At 64.6% G+C, this 18,766-nt stretch carries 13 protein-coding genes; 2 read left to right on the plus strand and 11 right to left on the minus strand.

Annotated features, from left to right (window positions below; genetic code table 11):
* Positions 1-2: 2 nt before the first annotated feature.
* From ACFOPH_RS18460 to ACFOPH_RS18495, 8 genes are all read right to left on the minus strand, one after another.
* Positions 3-887 (minus strand): branched-chain amino acid ABC transporter permease, encoded by an 885-nt coding sequence (locus ACFOPH_RS18460; protein ID WP_312547447.1) that lies wholly within the window; start codon positions 885-887, stop codon positions 3-5.
* A 208-nt stretch (positions 888-1,095) separates the two neighbouring features.
* Positions 1,096-2,301 carry an ABC transporter substrate-binding protein gene (locus tag ACFOPH_RS18465; protein WP_379736840.1) on the minus strand — a complete coding sequence of 402 codons (1,206 nt, stop codon included), beginning with the start codon at positions 2,299-2,301 and terminating at the stop codon, positions 1,096-1,098.
* A gap of 57 nt (positions 2,302-2,358) precedes the next feature.
* Positions 2,359-3,081 (minus strand): ABC transporter ATP-binding protein, encoded by a 723-nt coding sequence (locus ACFOPH_RS18470; RefSeq protein WP_379736842.1) that lies wholly within the window; start codon positions 3,079-3,081, stop codon positions 2,359-2,361.
* Positions 3,078-3,851, minus strand: coding sequence for an ABC transporter ATP-binding protein (locus tag ACFOPH_RS18475; protein WP_312547452.1), 774 nt, complete (start codon positions 3,849-3,851; stop codon positions 3,078-3,080). The genes ACFOPH_RS18470 and ACFOPH_RS18475 overlap by 4 nt, the downstream gene beginning before the upstream one ends.
* Before the next feature lie 387 nt (positions 3,852-4,238).
* On the minus strand, positions 4,239-5,858 hold the full coding sequence (locus ACFOPH_RS18480) for a GMC family oxidoreductase (protein WP_312547453.1): 1,620 nt from the start codon (positions 5,856-5,858) through the stop codon (positions 4,239-4,241).
* Positions 5,859-5,871: 13 nt separating this feature from the next.
* Positions 5,872-6,906, minus strand: a complete 1,035-nt coding sequence (locus ACFOPH_RS18485) for an NAD(P)H-dependent flavin oxidoreductase (protein ID WP_379736844.1) — start codon at positions 6,904-6,906, stop codon at positions 5,872-5,874.
* A 335-nt stretch (positions 6,907-7,241) separates the two neighbouring features.
* On the minus strand, positions 7,242-9,314 hold the full coding sequence (locus ACFOPH_RS18490) for a TonB-dependent receptor domain-containing protein (RefSeq protein ID WP_379736846.1): 2,073 nt from the start codon (positions 9,312-9,314) through the stop codon (positions 7,242-7,244).
* Between the two features lie 72 nt (positions 9,315-9,386).
* Positions 9,387-10,433, minus strand: coding sequence for an ABC transporter substrate-binding protein (locus ACFOPH_RS18495; protein WP_379736848.1), 1,047 nt, complete (start codon positions 10,431-10,433; stop codon positions 9,387-9,389).
* 264 nt (positions 10,434-10,697) lie between these two features.
* Between ACFOPH_RS18495 and ACFOPH_RS18500 the strand changes: the two genes are divergently transcribed.
* Positions 10,698-11,417, plus strand: coding sequence for a winged helix-turn-helix domain-containing protein (locus ACFOPH_RS18500; RefSeq protein ID WP_379736850.1), 720 nt, complete (start codon positions 10,698-10,700; stop codon positions 11,415-11,417).
* Positions 11,418-11,619: 202 nt separating this feature from the next.
* On the opposite strand, the gene ACFOPH_RS18505 is transcribed toward ACFOPH_RS18500, so the two are convergent.
* Positions 11,620-11,970, minus strand: coding sequence for a hypothetical protein (locus ACFOPH_RS18505; protein ID WP_312547458.1), 351 nt, complete (start codon positions 11,968-11,970; stop codon positions 11,620-11,622).
* Between the two features lie 876 nt (positions 11,971-12,846).
* On the opposite strand from ACFOPH_RS18505, the gene ACFOPH_RS18510 reads away from it, so the two are divergent.
* Positions 12,847-13,818: a 5'-methylthioadenosine/adenosylhomocysteine nucleosidase gene (locus tag ACFOPH_RS18510; RefSeq protein WP_449288634.1), complete on the plus strand. Its 972-nt coding sequence runs from the start codon at positions 12,847-12,849 to the stop codon at positions 13,816-13,818.
* Here the strand turns inward: ACFOPH_RS18510 and ald are convergent.
* Entirely contained in the window at positions 13,788-14,903 is a 1,116-nt protein-coding gene (gene ald / locus ACFOPH_RS18515) for an alanine dehydrogenase (protein ID WP_312547459.1), read from the minus strand. The two genes, ACFOPH_RS18510 and ald, sit on opposite strands and share 31 nt — an antisense overlap.
* 41 nt (positions 14,904-14,944) lie before the next feature.
* Positions 14,945-18,592, minus strand: coding sequence for a trifunctional transcriptional regulator/proline dehydrogenase/L-glutamate gamma-semialdehyde dehydrogenase (gene putA / locus ACFOPH_RS18520; RefSeq protein ID WP_379736853.1), 3,648 nt, complete (start codon positions 18,590-18,592; stop codon positions 14,945-14,947).
* Between the last annotated feature and the right edge of the window lie 174 nt (positions 18,593-18,766).

Raw genomic sequence — 18,766 nt, forward strand, 5'->3', positions numbered from 1 at the left:
GCTTACTTCTCCTTCCCGAACAGGCCGGCCGGGCGCAGCAGCAGCACGATGACCATGACCACGAACACGACCACTTCCGAGCCTTCCGGATAGTAGACGCGGGTGAAGCCCTCGATCACGCCCAGCATCAGGCCGGTGACGATGGAGCCGAGAATGGAACCCATGCCGCCGATCACGACCACGGCGAAGACGACGATGATCAGGTTCGAGCCCATCAGCGGCGTGACGTTGATCACGGGCGCCGCCAGCACGCCGGCCAGGCCGGCCAGCGCGACCCCGAAACCGTAGGTCAGCGTGACCATGCGCGGCACGTTGATGCCGAAGGCCTCGACCAGTTTCGGGTTCTCGGTGCCGGCGCGCAGGTAGGCGCCGAGGCGGGTCTTTTCGATCACGAACCAGGTGCCGAGGCAGACCGTGAGCGAGGCGGCGACGACCCAGGCGCGGTAGTTCGGCAGGATCATGAAGCCGAGGTCGGTGGCGCCGGCCAGCTGCTCGGGCACGTCCAGGGTCTGGCCCGAGACGCCGAAGAAGGAACGGAACACGCCTTCCAGCAGCAGCGTGATGCCGAAGGTCAGCAGCAGTCCATAGAGATGGTCGAGCTTGTAGAGCCAGCGCAGCATGGTCTTCTCGACGGCGATGCCGAAGGCGCCGACCACCAGCGGCGCGAGCACCAGCATCATCCAGTAGTTCAGCTCATAGGTGCTGACGCCGATGAAGGCGATGAAGGCGCCCATCATGTACAGGGCGCCATGCGAAAAATTGATGACGTTCAAGAGGCCAAAAATGACGGCCAAACCCAGCGAGAGCATCGCGTAGAAGGAACCGTTGACCAGGCCCAGCAGGAGCTGGCTCATCAGGGCTTGCAGGGGGACTCCGAAGATTTCCATAGGCACCAGGGGTTAAGTCGGAAGCAGTTGAGGCGCCAGCGAAGGCATTGGGTGGCGCCAAGCCGGCAAGCGCCGGGGTAATTCGAATGTGCGTCGAACGCGTGGGCGGCTACACCCGGGGGATGCGCACACGCGGCAGGTGCGCCGCCCACGCGTTCAACTCAGGCTCGCGTCAACGTGGCATCGATGTCGAACGCGAGCAAACCAATCACTTCCACGCCGCGCACTTGGTCTCGGCCTTGGTCGTGTACGCCTGCTCGCCCGGAATCGTGGCGACGACCTTGTAGTAGTCCCACGGCCCCTTCGATTCCTTCGGCGTTTTCACCTGCATCAGGTACATGTCGTAAACCATGCGGCCGTCCGGACGGATCACGCCGTTCTTGGCGAACATGTCGTTGATCTTGGTCGCCTTCAGGTGTTCCATGATCTTGGTCGAGTCGTCGGTGCCGGTGGCCTTGACCGCGTTCAGGTAGTTGGTGGTCGCGGAGTAGTCGGCCGCCTGCAGCATCGACGGCTGCTTCTTCATCTTGGCGAAGTAGCGCTTGGCCCAGGCGCGGGTGTCGGCGTTCTGGTCCCAGTACCAGCCGTCGGTCAGGTACATGCCTTGCGTGGTGTTCAGGCCGAGGGTGTGGACGTCGTTGATGAACACCAGCAGGCCGGCGATCTTCATCTTCTTGGTCAGGCCGAACTCGTTGGCGGCCTTGATCGAGTTGATGGTGTCGCCGCCGGCGTTGGCCAGGCCCAGCACCTGCGCTTTCGAGGATTGCGCCTGCAGCAGGAAGGACGAGAAGTCCGAGGCCGACAGCGGGTGCTTGACGCTGCCCATCACGGTGCCGCCGTTCTTCTTGATGACGTCCGAGGTGTCCTTCTCGAGCGACTGGCCGAAGGCGTAGTCGGCGGTCAGGAAATACCAGCTCTTGCCGCCCTGCTTCAGCACTGCGGAACCGGTGCCGCGCGCCAGCGCCACGGTGTCGTAGGCGTAGTGCACGGTGTAGGGCGAGCACTGCTCGTTGGTCAGCTGTGCGGTGCCGGCGCCGATCGAGATGAAGACTTTCTTCTTCTCGGCCGCAACCTTGGCCATGGCCAGGCTGGCGCCCGAGTTGGTGCCGCCGATCAGCATGTCGACGCCCTGCTGGTCGAACCATTCGCGCGCCTTGGAGGCGGCGATGTCCGGCTTGTTCTGGTGGTCGGCGACCATGAACTGGATCTTCTTGCCGTTGACGGCGCCGCCCAGGTCGGCGATCGCCATGCGCACGGCTTCGGCGCCGCCGTTGCCGTCGACGTCGGAATAGACGCCGGACAGGTCGGTAATCATGCCGATCTTGATGGTGTCGCCGCTGATCTGGGCATGCGCGGGGACGGCGAAGCCGGCAAAGGCGGCGGCGGTGGCGAGGGCGAGGGTCGTGCGTTTCATCTTGTCTCCGTTGTTGTATGTGAAGCGTGAAAAAACGTCTGTTGCTGAAGCCTCTGCTTAAACTCCCAGCAGCTCGGTCAGCACCGGCATCCGCGCGTCGAGATCGGCGGCGCCGATGGTCTCGACGATCTGGCCGTGCTCGACCACGTGAAACCGGTCCGCCAGCGGCGCGGCGAAGCGGAAATTCTGTTCGACCATGACGATCGTGTAGCCCTTGCCCTTGAGCGTGGTGATCATGCGCGCCAGGCTCTGCACGATGACCGGCGCCAGGCCTTCCGAGATTTCGTCGAGCAGCAACAGGCGCGCGCCGGTGCGCAGGATGCGCGCCACCGCCAGCATCTGCTGCTCGCCGCCCGACAGGCGCGTGCCCTGGCTGTGGCGGCGCTCGTACAGATTCGGGAACATCTCGTAGATCTCGTCGAGCGACATCGCGCTGCCGGCCTTCGGCAGCACCGGCGGCAGCAGCAGGTTTTCCTCGGTCGACAGCGAGGAGAAGATGCCCCGCTCTTCCGGGCAATAGCCGACGCCGAGGTGGGCGATGCGGTGCGTCGGCAGCGCAATCGATTCGACGCCGTTGATCTTGATGGAGCCGGTGCGGCGCCCGGTCAGGCCCATGATGGCGCGCAGCGTGGTGGTGCGCCCGGCGCCGTTGCGGCCCAGCAGGGTGACGACTTCGCCTTGGGCCACCGTGAAGCCGATGTCGTGCAGGATGTGCGATTCGCCGTACCAGGCCTGCAGGTTGCTGATCTCGAGCGCGGCGGCGTTGGCGGCTGGACTCATGCGTGGGCTCCTTCCAGTTCGCCGTCGGCGCTGCCCATGTAGGCCTGCATCACCTGCGGATTCTTCGATACCTCGGCATACGTCCCTTCGGCCAGCATGGCGCCGCGCTGCAGCACCGAGATGCGGTCGCAGATGCCGGAGACGACGTTCATGTTGTGCTCGACCATCAGGATGGTGCGGCCCTGGGACACCTTCTTGATCAGTGCCGTCACGCGGTGCACGTCCTCGTGGCCCATGCCCTGGGTCGGCTCGTCGAGCAGCATCAGTTCGGGCTCCATCGCCAGCGTGGTGGCGATCTCGAGCGCGCGCTTGCGGCCGTACGGCAGGTCGGCGGTGATGGTGTCGGCGAAGCCCTCGAGGTCGACCTCGGCCAAGAGCGCCATCGCGCGATCGTTCAGCTGGTCGAGCGAGCGTTCGCTGCGCCAGAAATGAAAGCTGGTGCCGAGCCCGCGCTGCAGGCCGATGCGCACGTTCTGCAGCACGGTCAGGTGCGGGAAGACGGCGGAAATCTGGAAGGAACGGATGATGCCCATGCGCGCGATCTGCGCCGGTTTCGCCTGCGTGATGTCGCGGCCATTGAACAGGATCTGGCCGGACGAGGGAACGAGGAACTTGGTGAGCAGGTTGAAGCAGGTGGTCTTGCCCGCACCGTTGGGGCCGATCAGCGCATGGATGTGACCGCGCTGCACCCGCAGGTCGACGCCGCTGACGGCAGTGAAACCCTTGAACTCCTTGGTGAGGCGCTTTGTTTCAAGAATGACTTCTGCCATTGTGTCTCCGGAACGTTTAACACGTACTGCTCGAGAACTGAGCCCTATCTGCGTAAGGTCTTAACAGATATTACACACAACAGTTATGGTCCACAATACAACGCAAGCCCTGTGCGCAGCTGCACAGGGTGGGTAGATTTGCCCACCCGGTGTGCATAAATGCACGAGGTATGGGAGTGTTTCGCCCTACGGACCTCGTAGGGTGGGCACTCCGTGCCCACGCGTTACGTGCTCATCCTTGCACCTGCGGTCTGAATACATCGCCCACGAACCTCACCGCAAGTCCGCCACGTTCCGATTCGGATGTCGCGAGCGACAAGGCGCGGCTCGTGGCCACAACATGCGCCCGTAACGCGTGGGCACGGCGTGCCCACCCTACGTTGACCATCAGCGCCCGGCGATCATCCGCGCCGCCTTCTCCGCGATCATCAAGGTCGGCGAGTTCGTATTTCCGGAGGTGATGAACGGCATGATCGACGCATCGACCACGCGCAGGCGCTCGACGCCGATGACGCGCAGCTGGCTGTCGACCACCGCCAGCGGATCGTCGCGCTTGCCCATGCGGCAGGTGCCGACCGGGTGGAAAATCGTGGTGCCGATCAGGCCCGCTGCTTCGGCCAGCTCTTCCTCGGTCTGGTACAGGGGACCGGGCTTGAATTCCTGCGGCTGGTATTTCGCCAGCGACGGCGCGGACACGATGTGGCGCGTCAGCGCCAGCGCCGCAGCGGCCGTGCGCCGGTCTTCCATCGTGCTCAGGTAGTTCGGCGTGATCTTCGGCGGCGCATAGCTGTCGTTCGAGGCGATGCGCACATGGCCGCGCGCGGTCGGGCGCAGGTTGCACACGCTGGCCGTAAAGGCCGGGAAGCCGTGCAGCGGGTCGCCGAACTTGTCCAGCGACAGCGGTTGCACGTGGTATTGCAGGTTCGGCGTCGCCTCCTCCGGGCCCGAGCGCGCGAACACGCCCAGCTGCGAAGGCGCCATCGACATCGGTCCGCTCTGGAACAACGCATACTCGAGACCGATCTTCATCTTGCCGAACCAGTTCGACGCCGTTTCGTTCAGGGTTTTGACGCCGCTGACCTTGTAGACCATGCGCAGTTGCAGGTGATCCTGCAGGTTTTCGCCGACGCCGGGCGCATCCACCAGCGGCGCGATGCCGTGGCGCTGCAGGCTTGCTGCCGGGCCGACGCCCGACAATTGCAGGATGTGGGGCGAGCCGATCGCGCCCGCGGCCAGCAGGGTTTCGCGGTGGGCAGTCGCCGTGAACATGCGCCCGCCGCCGCTGAACTGCACGCCGCGGCAAACCTTGCCCTCCCCACTCGCCTCGATCAGCAGACGTTCCACGTGGCAGCCCGTCATGATGGTGAGATTCGGGCGCTGGGCCGCCGGTTTCAGGAAAGCCTTGGCCGTGTTCAGGCGAATGCCGCGCCGCTGGTTGACCTCGAAGTAAGAGGAACCGGCATTGTCGCCGGTATTGAAATCGTCGACTTTCGCGATGCCGACTTCGGCGGCGGCGTCGCGGAAGGCATCCAGGATCTGCCAGGACAATCGCTGCTTTTCGACGCGCCATTCGCCGCCGGCGCCGTGCAGTTCGCTGGCGCCGCGGTAATGGTCTTCGCTCTTTTTAAACAAGGGCAGCACCTGGTCCCAGCGCCAGGAATCGTCGCCGCAGGCCTCGGCCCAGCGGTCGTAGTCGCCCTTCTGCCCGCGCATGTAGATCATGCCGTTGATCGAGGAGCTGCCGCCCAGCACTTTTCCACGTGGGTAGATCAAGGCCCGGCCGCCCAGGCCCGGGTCGGGTTCGGTGTTGAACAGCCAGTCGGTGCGCGGATTGCCGATGCAGTGCAGGTAGCCGACCGGGATGTGGATCCAGAGGTAGTCGTCGCGCGCGCCCGCTTCGATGAGGAGGACGTTGACGTCCTTGTCGAGGGTCAGGCGATTGGCCAGCACGCATCCGGAAGTACCGGCCCCAACGATGATGTAGTCGTATTCTCCAGCCGATTCCACCCAGGTTTCTCCCTCAGGATTGCAATTCGGATGCCAGTAATTCCACCAGGCGCGCGGCTGGCATCGGCCGCGCCCGCGCCACGCCTGTGCCGGCCCAGAGCGACATCAGTTCGGTGTCGCCGCTTTTGGCCGCGGCGGCGCGGATGCTGCCGGTCAGCGCGTTCTGGATCGGGTAAGGCGGCACCTGCGCCTCGCTTGCCGCCATCTGGCGCATGAAGCGGTTTTCGATGCCGCGTGCGTAGCGTCCGGAAAAGCTGCGCGTCAGGCGGGTCGGCTGCCCCTGCGCCTCGATCAGGCGCTGTTTATACGCCGGGTGGATGCCCGACTCCTCGGTGACGAGGAAGGCCGTGCCCATCTGCACCGCCTTCGCGCCCAGCGCCAGCGCCGCCTTGATGTCGGCGCCATCCATGATGCCGCCGGCGGCGATCACGGGAATCGAGACGGCCTGGACCACGGCCGGCCAGAGTGCGCGCGCCGCGAGGGTCGCGTCTTCCTGGCGCCCGATGAAGGTGCCGCGGTGGCCGCCGGCCTCGATGCCGGAAGCGATCACGGCATCCGCGCCGACGGCTTGCCAGGCCAGGGCTTCCTCGACCGTGGTGACGGTGCCGATCGCCAGGATGCCGGCCGCGTGCAGGCGCTCGACCTGGACCGCGTCGAGAATGCCGAAGGTAAAACTGGCGCCGGCCGGGCGCAGCGCCAGCAGGGTCTCGAACTGGGCATCGAAGTCTTCGCACCATTGCTTCGGTTGCGGCAGTTCGGCCCAGCCCAGGCTTTCCCAGACCGGGCGCAAGAGTTCGGCGCCGCGCGCGATTTCCTCGGCAGTCGGCGCCGGGGTTTTCTGGACGAAGAAATTCAGGAGGAAAGGACGGTCGGTCAGGCTGCGGATGCGCTCGACCTGGGTGCGGATCACGCTCGGGGAAAGGAGCGAGCCGGCAAAGGCGCCGACGGCGCCGGCATTCGAGACGGCGGCGACCAGCTCCGGCGTCGTGGCGCCGCCCGCCATCGGTCCCTGGACGATGGGCAGCTTGAACAGCGAATCGAGGTCCATACCGTCCTCCGCAAACAATTCAATTTGGCAAAGCTTATTTGGCAAAGCTTACCAGATCGTTATGTCAGTGGTGGAAATCGTCGAAGGGCCGGTTACCGTAGGGTGGGTTCTCGAACCCACGCGGTCGAACGGTAGTGTATCGACACGCATCCCGGCAGGTCCGCGTACATCGCGCTCCGCGTTGCACTTTCGCTGATCGACCGGTGAATCCGCGTTGACTCGAGAGCCTTGCGCGGTCCGGCCTACCCTACGAAAAACCGTCAGTTTCGTAGGGTGGACACCTGTGTCCACGCGGTCGAACGTTCGCACATCGAAACGTATCCGACAGGGCCGCACTAAAAGCTGCTGTTCAGCCCCAGCCAGACGCGGCGGCCGTCGCCCACGGTGTTGTAGCTGAGGTCGTCCAGACGCTTGTCGCCGATGTTGTACAGGGCGGCATTGACGGTGACGCTGCGGTTGACGCGGTAGGAAACGCCGGCGTCGACCAGGGTGTAGTCGTCGTACTCGCGCACGCCGTTGGCCAGCAGGGTGCCGTTGCTGCCGCTGCGGGCGGCGGCGTTGATTTCCTTGCCGTGGTAAGTGGCCGACGACCACAGCGTCAGGCCGCGCTTGACGGTCCAGTCGGCGCGCACGGTGCCGGCGTGCTTCGGGGTGCGGGTCAGCGCCTGGCCGGCGTAGTCGCCGCCCTTCTGCTCCGAATCGGTATAGGTGTAGTTGGCGCTGACGTTCAGCGCGCGCGACGGCTTGTAGCGCGCCGTCAGTTCCAGGCCGCGGATGGTCGCGTTGTCGATGTTGTAGCTGTACCAGAGGCGGTAGTTCGGGTCCTCAACCCAGCGCGCCGGCACGCCCGGGGACGCGTACACCAGCGCGTTCGAGACCTTGTCCTGGAAGTCGGTGTAGAACACGGTGGCGCCGCCGGTCCAGCCGGCCTTGTTGTCGAAGTGGGCGCTGAGTTCGTAGTTGGTGCTGGTTTCCGCCTTCAGGTCGGGGTCGCCGATGATCACGCCGCAGGTGCCGTTCGGGCCATAGGTGCAGCCGCCGCCGCCGGTGGAGTAGGCATAGCCCGGCGCGACGCTGCGGATGTCCGGTGCGCGGAAGCCCTTCGAGACGCCGCCCTTCAAGGTCACCAGGTCGGTCGCATGCCAGACCACGTAGCCGCGCGGGGTCCATTGCTGGCCATAGATCTCGTGGTCGTCCAGGCGCAGGCCGCCGGTCAGCGAAACGCTGTCGCTGAGCTTCCACTCGTCTTCGGCGAACACGGCCTTCTGGGTCACGCTGAACTGCTCATCGACACCGTTGCGGCGGCCCGGGTTCTGGTCGGTCAGCTCGGCGTCGTTCCACTGGGCGCCGACGACCAGCGAGTGCGCGCCCAGCGGCATGGTCAGCTTGGCGTCGAACACGGTGTTCTCGATCTTCGGCGCGCGCGCATTGGCGACATAGGTGCCGGCCTTGTCCTGGGTATAGGCCCAGCGCTGGGCCGATTCGCGCTGCAGCGAGATTTCCGAGCGGCCGAAACCCCAGTTGGCGTCGTGCGACAGGTTGTAATGGTTGCGCTTGTGCTTGTTGTAGGTGTTCGATGCGCCCGCGGCCAGGGTGTTACCGCCGGAAGCGTTGCGGCGCACGTCGGTGACGCCGGCCTTGAGCAGCACGGTGTGGTTCGCGTTCGGGGTGAAGGCCAGGCGCGCGCTCAGGTCGCGGTCCTTGGCGCCGGTGAAGCCGGCCAGCAGCGCATCTTCGTCGCGCTTGACCTGCTTGCCCCAGATTTGCAGGCCGACCGTGTCGCTCTTGAGCGGGCCGTCGACGTAGAACTGGGCCTGGTAGGAATCGCCCGAGTCGCTGTGTTCCTGCAGCGTGGTGTCGAAGCCGAGCGAGCCGTTCCACTCGCGCGAGACCTTGCGCGTGATGATGTTGACCACGCCGCCCATCGCGTCGGAGCCGTAGAGCGAGGACATCGGGCCGCGCACCACTTCGATGCGCTCGATCGCTTCCAGCGGCGGGATGAAGCTTTGCTCGAAGCCGGCATTGCCGTTGGTGCGGGCGTCGCGCGTGCTCTGGCGCTTGCCGTCGACCAGGATCAGGGTGTACGAGCCCGGCAGGCCGCGCATCAGGATGTCTTTTTCGTTGGTGGTGCCGGTGATGCTCACGCCCTCGAGGTCGCGCAGGGCATCGGTCAGGTCGCGGAATGGACGTTTTTCCAGTTCGGCGCGGGTGATCACGCTGATGCTGGCCGGCGCGTCGGCGATCTTTTGTTCGAAACCGGCGGCGGTGACGACGACGGTGGCCATCTTGCCGTGCTCGCCGCTGGTGCTGGTCATGCTGGCGTCGGCGGCGGCCGGCAGCAGGAAGGCGCCATACAGGGCGGCGGCGAGTGCGCTCAGCTTGAGCGCCTGGGTATTCTTGTTGTTCATTGTTTCTCTCTACGTCAGCTTGATGCGTGGTGCTGGTGCTGGTGGTTGCTGGTTATTGGTTGCTACTGCCGCTTATCGGGCCTGGATGCCGTTGACCCAGTAGGTGCCGTTCAGCTCCACGTGCAGGAAGCGGCGGTACAGGTCGCGCATGGTGGCGTCCGGGTCGAGGCTCTGGAACAGCGCGGGATGGGCGATCTTGCCCAGGGCCTGGACCGCGACGACATTGAAGGGGTGGTTGTAGAAGCTGTGCCAGACGGCGCCCACCTTGCCGGCCTGGACCGCCTCGAGGGTGGTGACGCCGGGACGGTTCGCGACCAGGGTCGCCAGGCTGGCGCGCGCCTGCTGCGCCGTGATGTTGTCGCCGAGCTGGACGCCGACTTGCGCGCCGGGCGCGCTGGCGCCGCCCGCCACGTAGATCTGCGGCCCGGCCGCGGCGATCGCTTCGGGCTTGGCCGAGCCGAGCACGCCCTGGTGCAGCTCAGCGCCGACGTTGACGGCGCCGGCAGCCTCGATCAGGTCGCCGTAATTGCCCTTGCCCGGGGTGCCGCAGCAATCCTTGACGCCGCCGGCGCGCATGTCCATGAACAGGCGCGGCCGTTTATCCTTGGGCAGCTTGCCGACCACGTCGGTGACGCGGCGCAGCTGCTCCTCGTGGTAACGCACGAATGCCTCGCCCTCTGGTTCGCGGCCGATCAGCTTGGCGATGGTGCGAATGCTCGGCACCGTGTTCGCACCCGGATGCGAACGGAAGTCGACGTAGACGACGGTGACGCCGGCCTGCTCCAGCCTGGCCTGGAGGCTGCCTTCCTTGGCGCTGACCGGGCCGTCGCCGCCGCCGCCGAAGATGGCGACGTCCGGTTTCAGGGCCAGGACCTGGTCGGGGCTCAAGCCCTTGCCTTCGCCGCCGACGGTCGGAATCGTGGCCAACGCCGGCTGTTTCGCCAGCATCGCTTCGTACAAGGCCTTGTTGCGATCCTTTAAATCCGCCCCCATGGCGACCACGCGCCTGGCCGATTCCGCACCTTCGACCACGGCAAAGGCCGGGAACACGCCGAAACCGACGACGATGCGCTCGACCTTCGCGGGAATCGTCACGGTGCGGCCGGACACGTCGGTCACGGTGGCCGCGTGCGCACCGAAGGACGCGCCAAACGACGCGCAGGCGAGCAAGGCACCGAAGACGAGACCGGCACGACGCAGCGTTGGCAGGGGTGCCGAGGGGATGTTCTGGGTAAAGGACATAGCAAAGGGGCCGCGCCAGGCCTGTCCAGCCCTTGTCAACCCGTAACGTTGTAAATGATAATGATTATCATAATCATTTGTCTTATGAAAAGTTTGTCAGAGTGTGTCAATCGACACCCAGGACGGCGATAGGGAATGCGGATGGAGGACGGAACGGCAATCCTGCTGGTCGAGCACGACCCGGCATTGCGCGAGAAAGTAGGGAAACATTTACGCCGCCACGGCTTGGCCGTGAGCGAGGCGGAAGGTATGGGCGCGGCGCGCAGGCTGATGCAACAGCAACATTTCGACCTGACCGTGCTCGCACTTGCGCCACCGGCGGTGAATGCGCTGGCGCTGTGCCGCACCATCGCCATGCGCGGCGGCATGCCGGTGATCCTGCTGGCCGAGAACAAGGACCCGGTCCAGCTGGCCGCCGGCTTTGGCAGCGGCGCCGACGATTACCTGGTCAAGCCATTTAGTACTGCGGAGTTATATCTTCGTATCAATGCCATTTTGCGCCGGGCAGGACGCCAGGCCAGCTACCAGCCGGCCCTGGCTGCGGGCCGTTACCGCTTTGCCGATTGGCTGCTTGATACCGAAACACGCGAACTGCTGGACGGCAGCGCCACAGCGATTCCGCTCAGCAGTGCCGAATACCGCCTGCTTGCCATCCTGCTGGCCGCGCCGAACCAGGTCTTGTCGCGCGAACGCCTGCTGGAGCTGAGCGCGGGCGGCACTGCCGAGGTTTTCGACCGCGCCATCGATACCCAGGTCAGCCGTCTACGCAAGAAAATCGAAACCGATCCACGCCAGCCCCGGCTGCTGAAAACCGTCTGGGGCAAGGGTTACCTGCTCGCCGCAACGGTCGAACGCACCTGACACGGACCACCAGCGCCAGCCCTATCGGCATCGATCGCGCCGCCTCAATCGCGCCCCTTCGATCGCGCTGCACAGCACGCCCCGGCACATCGCTCCACCCAGCGATAGCGCCACATCAGGCCAAAAAAGCGCCGTCCCCGGCGAGGACGCGAACGGACGACAGCGCCGCCATCGCTGTCGTTTTCAGTTCACGAGAAACAGCTTACCAGATCGTAAACATTACGCCAGACCCCCTCCTGTGGATAAGCTTCTTGATATCCACAGGAACGGTTTGTGCAAAAACGCGGCTTTTTCCACGGCCCGGTTTTTTGTCCAGATTTGCCACCAGGAACATACAGCGGCAAGCCACCGGCTTATACCGTCCGTAAACTGCTGATTTCTCGTCCGTTAACCGGCTTATCCACAGAAAACGGTACTTGTTAACACTACTACTATCGTTGTATACAGATTTTGGTTGTAAACCTGGCGAGCCTCGCGCTGTGCGCTCGGCAAAATTTTTTTTTTCGTGGCTGCCCAACTGTTGGCGTAAAGCCGCAATCGTCGTTGCACGCATCTCCGCATTGCCTTCCGCGACTTGTCGGCCAACGCCAACGCCCTGCTCGCAGGCCCGGACGCATGCCAGGACGCCGCTAACGGTCAGGCCACTGTGGACAAGCCCATGTATATCCACAGGAACGAATGTGCAGAACGGCTGACTTTCGCGTCGCCGGAAAATTTGTACAAAATCCGTGCAAGCCAGAAGCAAGGTTTGTTCAAGGCTTCAGGCAACGCGTAAACCATTGACGCTGTGGAGTAAACCGGCTTTATCCACAGTTCGGCGGCCGTTTACTACTACTACCAGCTTTATATTTATCTCTATGTATTAAAACGAGAAGTGCCGCGGGCCGTGGACAAACCCGCGCTCGCCCTGCAGGCCAGCACGAAAGCTGTCGTCTGTTCGACCGAAAAGCGGTTTGGCAGGAAGTCGCGAAGAGGCGAACGCTGCCGACGATGGCTGCCGACGATGACTGCGGAACGGTCTGCCGGCGTTTTGTTTGCGACCTTGAATCGGTTCGCGCGAACACAGCATCGACCAGGTTGCCGAAACAGGCGTCGGGTGGACGGCTCCGTCCTGGCATCAAAAATCACGCAGCGATTGCGCCGCCTACGCGTGCACGTGACGCAAGATCTGCCCGGCTATTCATCTGAAGGTTGAACGCGTGGGCGGCGTTCATGCTGTCAATCTGCGAACTTCGAGGGCTAGCCGCCCACCCTACGCGTCCAGGAACGCCGGTTTTTCGGCTCAACTGTGGACAAGCCGCTGAATATCCACAGGATCGGATGTGCAGAAACGCCTTGACTGAAGACCGGCCGTTTTTTTTCCAACATCCATGCAGGCTCGATACAATCCTTGTCCAGCCAGTTCCCGCGCACGTAAACTGCTGATCTTGTGGAGAAATCTCTTCTTATCCACAACGACATCATCGTTTACTATCACTACCAGCTGTATACATATACGTTTACTACTGTAAACAGCAAAAACACCGCGAACAGCGGGCATAAGCGTCCAAACGATGCAAAAAACCCTGCTGCACAGCGTTTTTCAACCCACACAACAAGCAAAAATATGCGTCTAGGGATCATCAGCGCGCTGTACGAAGAACAGCAGGGGCTCGTGGAGGCCATGGAGAGGCCCTACAAGCTCATCCATGGTGAGCGCGAGTACTGGCTCGGACAACTCTGGGAAATCGACGCTGTGTGCGTTTTATCGCGTATAGGCAAGGTTGCAGCTGCCTTGACGGCGGCAACGCTTGTGGAGAAGTTCGGAGTTACGCACATCCTGTTTACGGGTGTGGCCGGTGCAGGCGATAAAACGGTGCAAGTTGGCGACATCGTGGTTGCCGAATCGCTGGTTCAGCACGACATGGATGCCAGTCCCTTGTTTCCCCGCTTCGAAGTGCCGCTGACGGGCTTGACCCACTTCCCGGCCGACCATCGCCTGGGAGCACGCCTGATGGATGCGGCGCAGTCTTTCCTGGACAACGATTTTGAGGAGGCCATCGATCCGCTCGAGAAAGCGGCTTTTCATCTGTCGCGGCCGCGCATCCACCGCGGCCTGATCGCCAGTGGCGACCAGTTCGTCAACGATCGCGAGCACATCAATGGATTGAATGCGGCGCTGCCCGGCCTGGTGGCGGTGGAAATGGAAGGGGCGGCGGTGGCCCAGGTTTGTCACGAGCTCGGCCTGCCCTGCGCCGTGATCCGGACGATTTCGGACAACGCCAACGAAAACGCGGCCACCGACTTCATGCGTTTCGTGAAGTCGGTGGCCGCGCGGTATGCCTTTCACATCGTCAGGCGCTTTTGCCTGGAGACGGAAGAAACGATCGTTCAGGCCAGCAGCGAAGCGGCCGGCGTGTAGTCGTAGCCCAACGCCTCGGCCACGGCCTGGTAGGTCACCTTGCCTTGGCAGACGTTCAGGCCCTGGCGCAGGTGGACATCGTCTTCCAGCGCCTGGCGCCAGCCCTTGCTGGCCAGGGCCACGGCGTGGCCGATGGTGGCATTGTTCAATGCGAAAGTCGAGGTGCGGGCCACGGCGCCCGGCATGTTCGCCACGCAGTAGTGCACCACGCCGTCGACGACGAAGGTCGGATCGGCGTGCGTGGTCGGGTGCGAGGTCTCGAAACAGCCGCCCTGGTCGATCGCCACGTCGACCACCACCGCCCCCTTTTTCATGCGTGAAATCATGCTGCGCGTGACCAGCTTCGGCGCCGCCGCGCCCGGTACCAGTACGCCGCCGATGACGAGATCGGCGGACAGGACGGCTTCCTCGATCGCGTGCGCGTTCGAATACAGGGTGGAAATGCGGTTGCCGTAGACCAGGTCGAGCTGGCGCAGGCGATCGATGTTTTTGTCCAGCACGGTGACGCGCGCGCCGGTACCGACCGCCATCTGCAGCGCATTGGTGCCGACCACGCCGGCGCCGATGATGACCACGTGGCCCGGCGCCACGCCCGGCACGCCGCCCAGCAGCAGGCCCATGCCGCCTTTCGACTTTTCCAGGTGGGCGGCGCCGGCCTGGATCGCCATGCGCCCCGCTACCTCGCTCATCGGCGCGAGCAGCGGCAGGCCGCCGCCCGGGCCGGTGATGGTTTCGTAGGCTATGCAGACCGCACCCGAGGCCACCAGGGCCGAGGTCTGCTCGGGATCTGGCGCCAGGTGCAGGTAGGTGTAGAGGATCTGGCCTGCGCGCAGCAGCGCGCATTCGTTCGGCTGCGGCTCCTTGACCTTCACGATCATGTCGGCGCGTTCGAAGATTTCCTTCGCCGTCTCGACGATGCTGGCGCCGGCGGCCAGGTATTGATCGTCGGATAGCCCGATCTCGCTGCCGGCGTTCGTCTGGACAATGACCTGGTGCCCCCGTGCGACCAGCTCCTGCACGGAAGGCGGGGTCAACCCGACCCGGTACTCATGGTTTTTGATCTCCTTCGGAACGCCGACTAGCATGATGTCTTCCTCCAGTTTTTAGGATTGAAACCCCTACATGATCACAGCCCCAGCGTCATGAGACTTGCGTTGCCGCCAGCCGCGGTCGTGTTGACGCACACGGCGCGTTCGGCCACCAGGCGCCACAGGTCCACCGGAGCATGCGCATCGGTATCGACGATGCCGACGATGGCGCCCGGACGCGCCGCCAGCTGGGAACGCAGTTCGCCGCGCATGCCGCTTTCCACCAGGGCGATCTGGAAGTCGCACTGCGCCACCTCGGCGGCGCCGACGAAACGGATGCGGTCCTTGACCTCCGCCGGAAGGTCGTTCGGCACCGCCGATTGGGCGCTGGCCAGCACATAGGCGCGGTTGCCGGTCGCCAGCGCGGCGGCGAGCTGGTTCAGCATCGCCTGTTGCGAGTCGGCCGCGCACAGCACGGCGCCGCGCGGGCAGAACGACAGGCGGTTACGTTCGCCGGTCGGGCCCGGCAAGTCGAGCGTGATCCCGTTCAGGTGGGTGCGGATGTACCGGTCGCCCAGCTCCACCACGCCGTCGTGGCCATGATTGCGCGCCCAAACCAGCAGCGACACCAGGGCCGGATTCGGCGTGTTCGTGTGTTCCAGCAAGGGCGCCGCGCCGCGCTGCAGGCGCTTCAGGTAGAGCGGACCGCCGGCTTTCGGGCCGGTGCCGGATTTGCCTTCTCCGCCGAAAGGCTGCACGCCGACGACGGCGCCGACGATATTCCGGTTCACGTAGATGTTGCCGACGTGGGCGCGGGCGACGATGAAGTCGATGGTCTCGTCGATGCGCGAATGCACGCCCAGGGTCAGGCCGTAACCGGTGGCGTTGATCGCATCGATCACACGGCCCAGGTCGGCGCGGCGGTAGCGCACGATGTGCAGCACCGGACCGAAGACTTCCTGCTTCAGCTCCGCCAGCGAACCGATTTCCAGCACGGTCGGCGGCACGAAGGTGCCCTGCGACGTCACGCTGGCTGGCAGCTCGAGCGCGAAATGCTGTTTCGCCGTGGCCTTCATGCGCTCGATGTGGGCCAGCAAGTTGCGCTGGGCCTCGCCATCGATCACCGGGCCGATGTCGGTCGCCAGGCGGTCCGGGCTGCCGACGCGCAGTTCGCCCAGGGCGCCCTTCAGCATGCGAATCGTTTTATCTGCAATATCTTCCTGCAGGAACAGCACGCGCAGGGCCGAGCAACGCTGGCCGGCCGAGTCGAATGCCGAGCTCAGCACGTCCTGCACCACCTGCTCCGGCAGCGCCGAGGAATCGACGATCAGGGCGTTCTGGCCGCCGGTTTCGGCGACCAGCGGGATGTCGACGCCCTCTTTGTCGGCGCGCGCGGCCAGCGTGCGGTTGATCAATTGCGCCACTTCGGTCGACCCGGTGAAGATCACGCCTTTTACGCGCGCGTCAAGCGTCAGTGCCGCGCCGACCACTTCGCCGCGTCCCGGCAGCAGCTGCAGGGCGGCAGCCGGGACGCCGGCTTCGTGGAACATCTGCACCGCGCGGTAAGCGATCAGCGGCGTCTGTTCCGCCGGTTTCGCCAGCACGACGTTGCCGGCGGCCAGGGCCGCGGCGACCTGGCCGGTGAAGATCGCCAGCGGGAAGTTCCAGGGGCTGATGCACGTGACCGGTCCGAGGGCCTGCACGGCGCCGGCATCCTTGGCCTGGGCGCCGTAGTAGCGCAGGAAGTCGACCGCTTCGCGGATCTCGGCGATCGCGTTCGGCAGCGATTTACCGGCTTCGCGCACGGCCAGGGCCATCAATTCGGCCATGTTCTCCTCGAACAGGTCGGCCACGCGCACCAGGATCGCGGCGCGATCAAGGCCGGCGCTGGCTTGCCACTGGCCGGCAAAGTCGGCGGCCGCCTGCAGGGCGGTGTCGACGTCGGCTTTCGACGCCTCGAGCACGCTGCCGACGATATCGGCCGACTGCGCCGGATTCACGACCGCCAGCGCATCGGCGCCCTGTACGCTACCGGCGACCAGCGGCGTCGCCTTGTACTCGCGCTGGCGCGACAGTTCGGTGCCGAGCAGGCGCAACGTATCCTCGTTCGTCAGATCCAGGCCGGCGGAATTCTTGCGCTCGGCGCCGAACATCGCGCGCGGCAGGGCGATGCCCGTGTGCGGCAGGCCGCCGCTGGCGCGCGCCACCTCGAACGGATCGTTCAGCAGGGTCTCGACCGGGATCTTCTCGTCGACGATCTGGTTCACGAACGAGGAATTCGCGCCGTTTTCCAGCAGGCGGCGCACCAGGTACGCCAGCAGGGTTTCGTGCGAGCCGACCGGCGCGTAGATGCGGCAAGCCTTGTCCAGGTTATCCTTGCCGACGACCTGGTCGTACAGGGTTTCGCCCATGCCGTGCAGGCACTGGAATTCGTAGTTGTCCACACCGCGCTCCTTGGCCCAGGTGTAGATCACGGACAGGGTGTGCGCGTTGTGGGTAGCGAACTGGGCGTAGATGACGTCGGTCGCGGCAAGCAGTTTCTGGGCGCAAGTCAGGTAGGACACGTCCGTGTAGACCTTGCGCGTGTAGACCGGATAGCCCGGCATGCCGTCGACCTGGGCACGCTTGATCTCGGCGTCCCAGTAGGCGCCCTTCACCAGGCGCACCATGAATTTGCGGCCGCTGCGTTTCGCCAGGTCGACCACGTAGTCGATCACGAACGGGCAGCGCTTCTGGTAGCCCTGCACCACCAGGCCGATGCCCTCGAAGCCGGCCAGCTCCGGATCGAACGCCAGGGCTTCGAGCATGTCGAGCGAGATTTCGAGGCGGTCCGCTTCCTCGGCGTCGATGTTGATGCCGATGTTGTAGCCTTTCGCCAGCAGCACCAGGCTGCGCACGCGCGGCAGCAGTTCGCCCATCACGCGCGCATACTGGGCGCGGCTGTAGCGCGGGTGCAGGGCCGACAGTTTGATGGAGATGCCCGGGCCGTTCTTGATGCCGCGTCCGTTCGAGGCCTTACCGATCGCGTGGATCGCCGCTTCGTACGAAGCGTAATAATTCTGGGCGTCGAGCTCGGTCAGCGCCGCTTCGCCCAGCATGTCGTAGGAATAGTGATAGCCGCGCGCCTCGTTGGCCTGGCTGTTTTTCAACGCTTCCTCGATCGTCTGGCCGGTGACGAACTGGTTGCCCAGCATGCGCATGGCCATGTCGACGCCCTTGCGGATCAAGGGTTCACCGCCTTTCGCGATCAGGCGCGTCAGCGCCGAACCGAGGCCGCGTTCGCTGGTGGTCGAGACCAGCTTGCCGGTGACGAGCAGGCCCCAGGTTGCCGCATTCACGAACAGCGAAGGCGATTCGCCCAGGTGGCTGCGCCAGTCGCCCTTGCTGATCTTGTCGGCGATCAGGCGGTCTGCGGTGGCGCTGTCGGGGATGCGCAGCAGCGCTTCGGCCAGGCACATCAGCGCCACGCCCTCTTCCGACGACAGCGAGAACTCGTGCATCAGCGCATCGACGCCCGAGGCGCGGGTGCGTTTCGCACGCACGCTCGAGACCAGGCGGTGCGCCAGCGGTTTGGCATCCGCACTCGGGCGCGCGCCCTGGGCCAGCAACCACTGGACGGCTTCCTGTTCGTCGCGGCGGTAGGCGGCGGTGATGGCGGCGCGCAGGGGCGTCTGCTCCTGTCTGGTTTCGGCTTGGAAGGCGTCGAAGGGAACGAAGGTGGTGGCCGGGGTGGCGGCGATCTGCATGGCGGGTCTGTAAAAAAGAAAAAGTCGGATCAAAGGGAGCGTACACAGCAAAACGCGCCGTCCTGCGATGCAGTCGGCGCGCGTTTTGGTACGTGCTTCCGAGGGCTCAACAATCCCCATGGCTGGCCGGCGCTGCGCCTTGGATTGGAGATTTTTTAAGCACTCTCAATCGTT

It is taken from the genome of Massilia haematophila (genome assembly GCF_042647645.1).
GTDB classification, from domain to species: Bacteria; Pseudomonadota; Gammaproteobacteria; order Burkholderiales; family Burkholderiaceae_D; genus Telluria; species Telluria haematophila.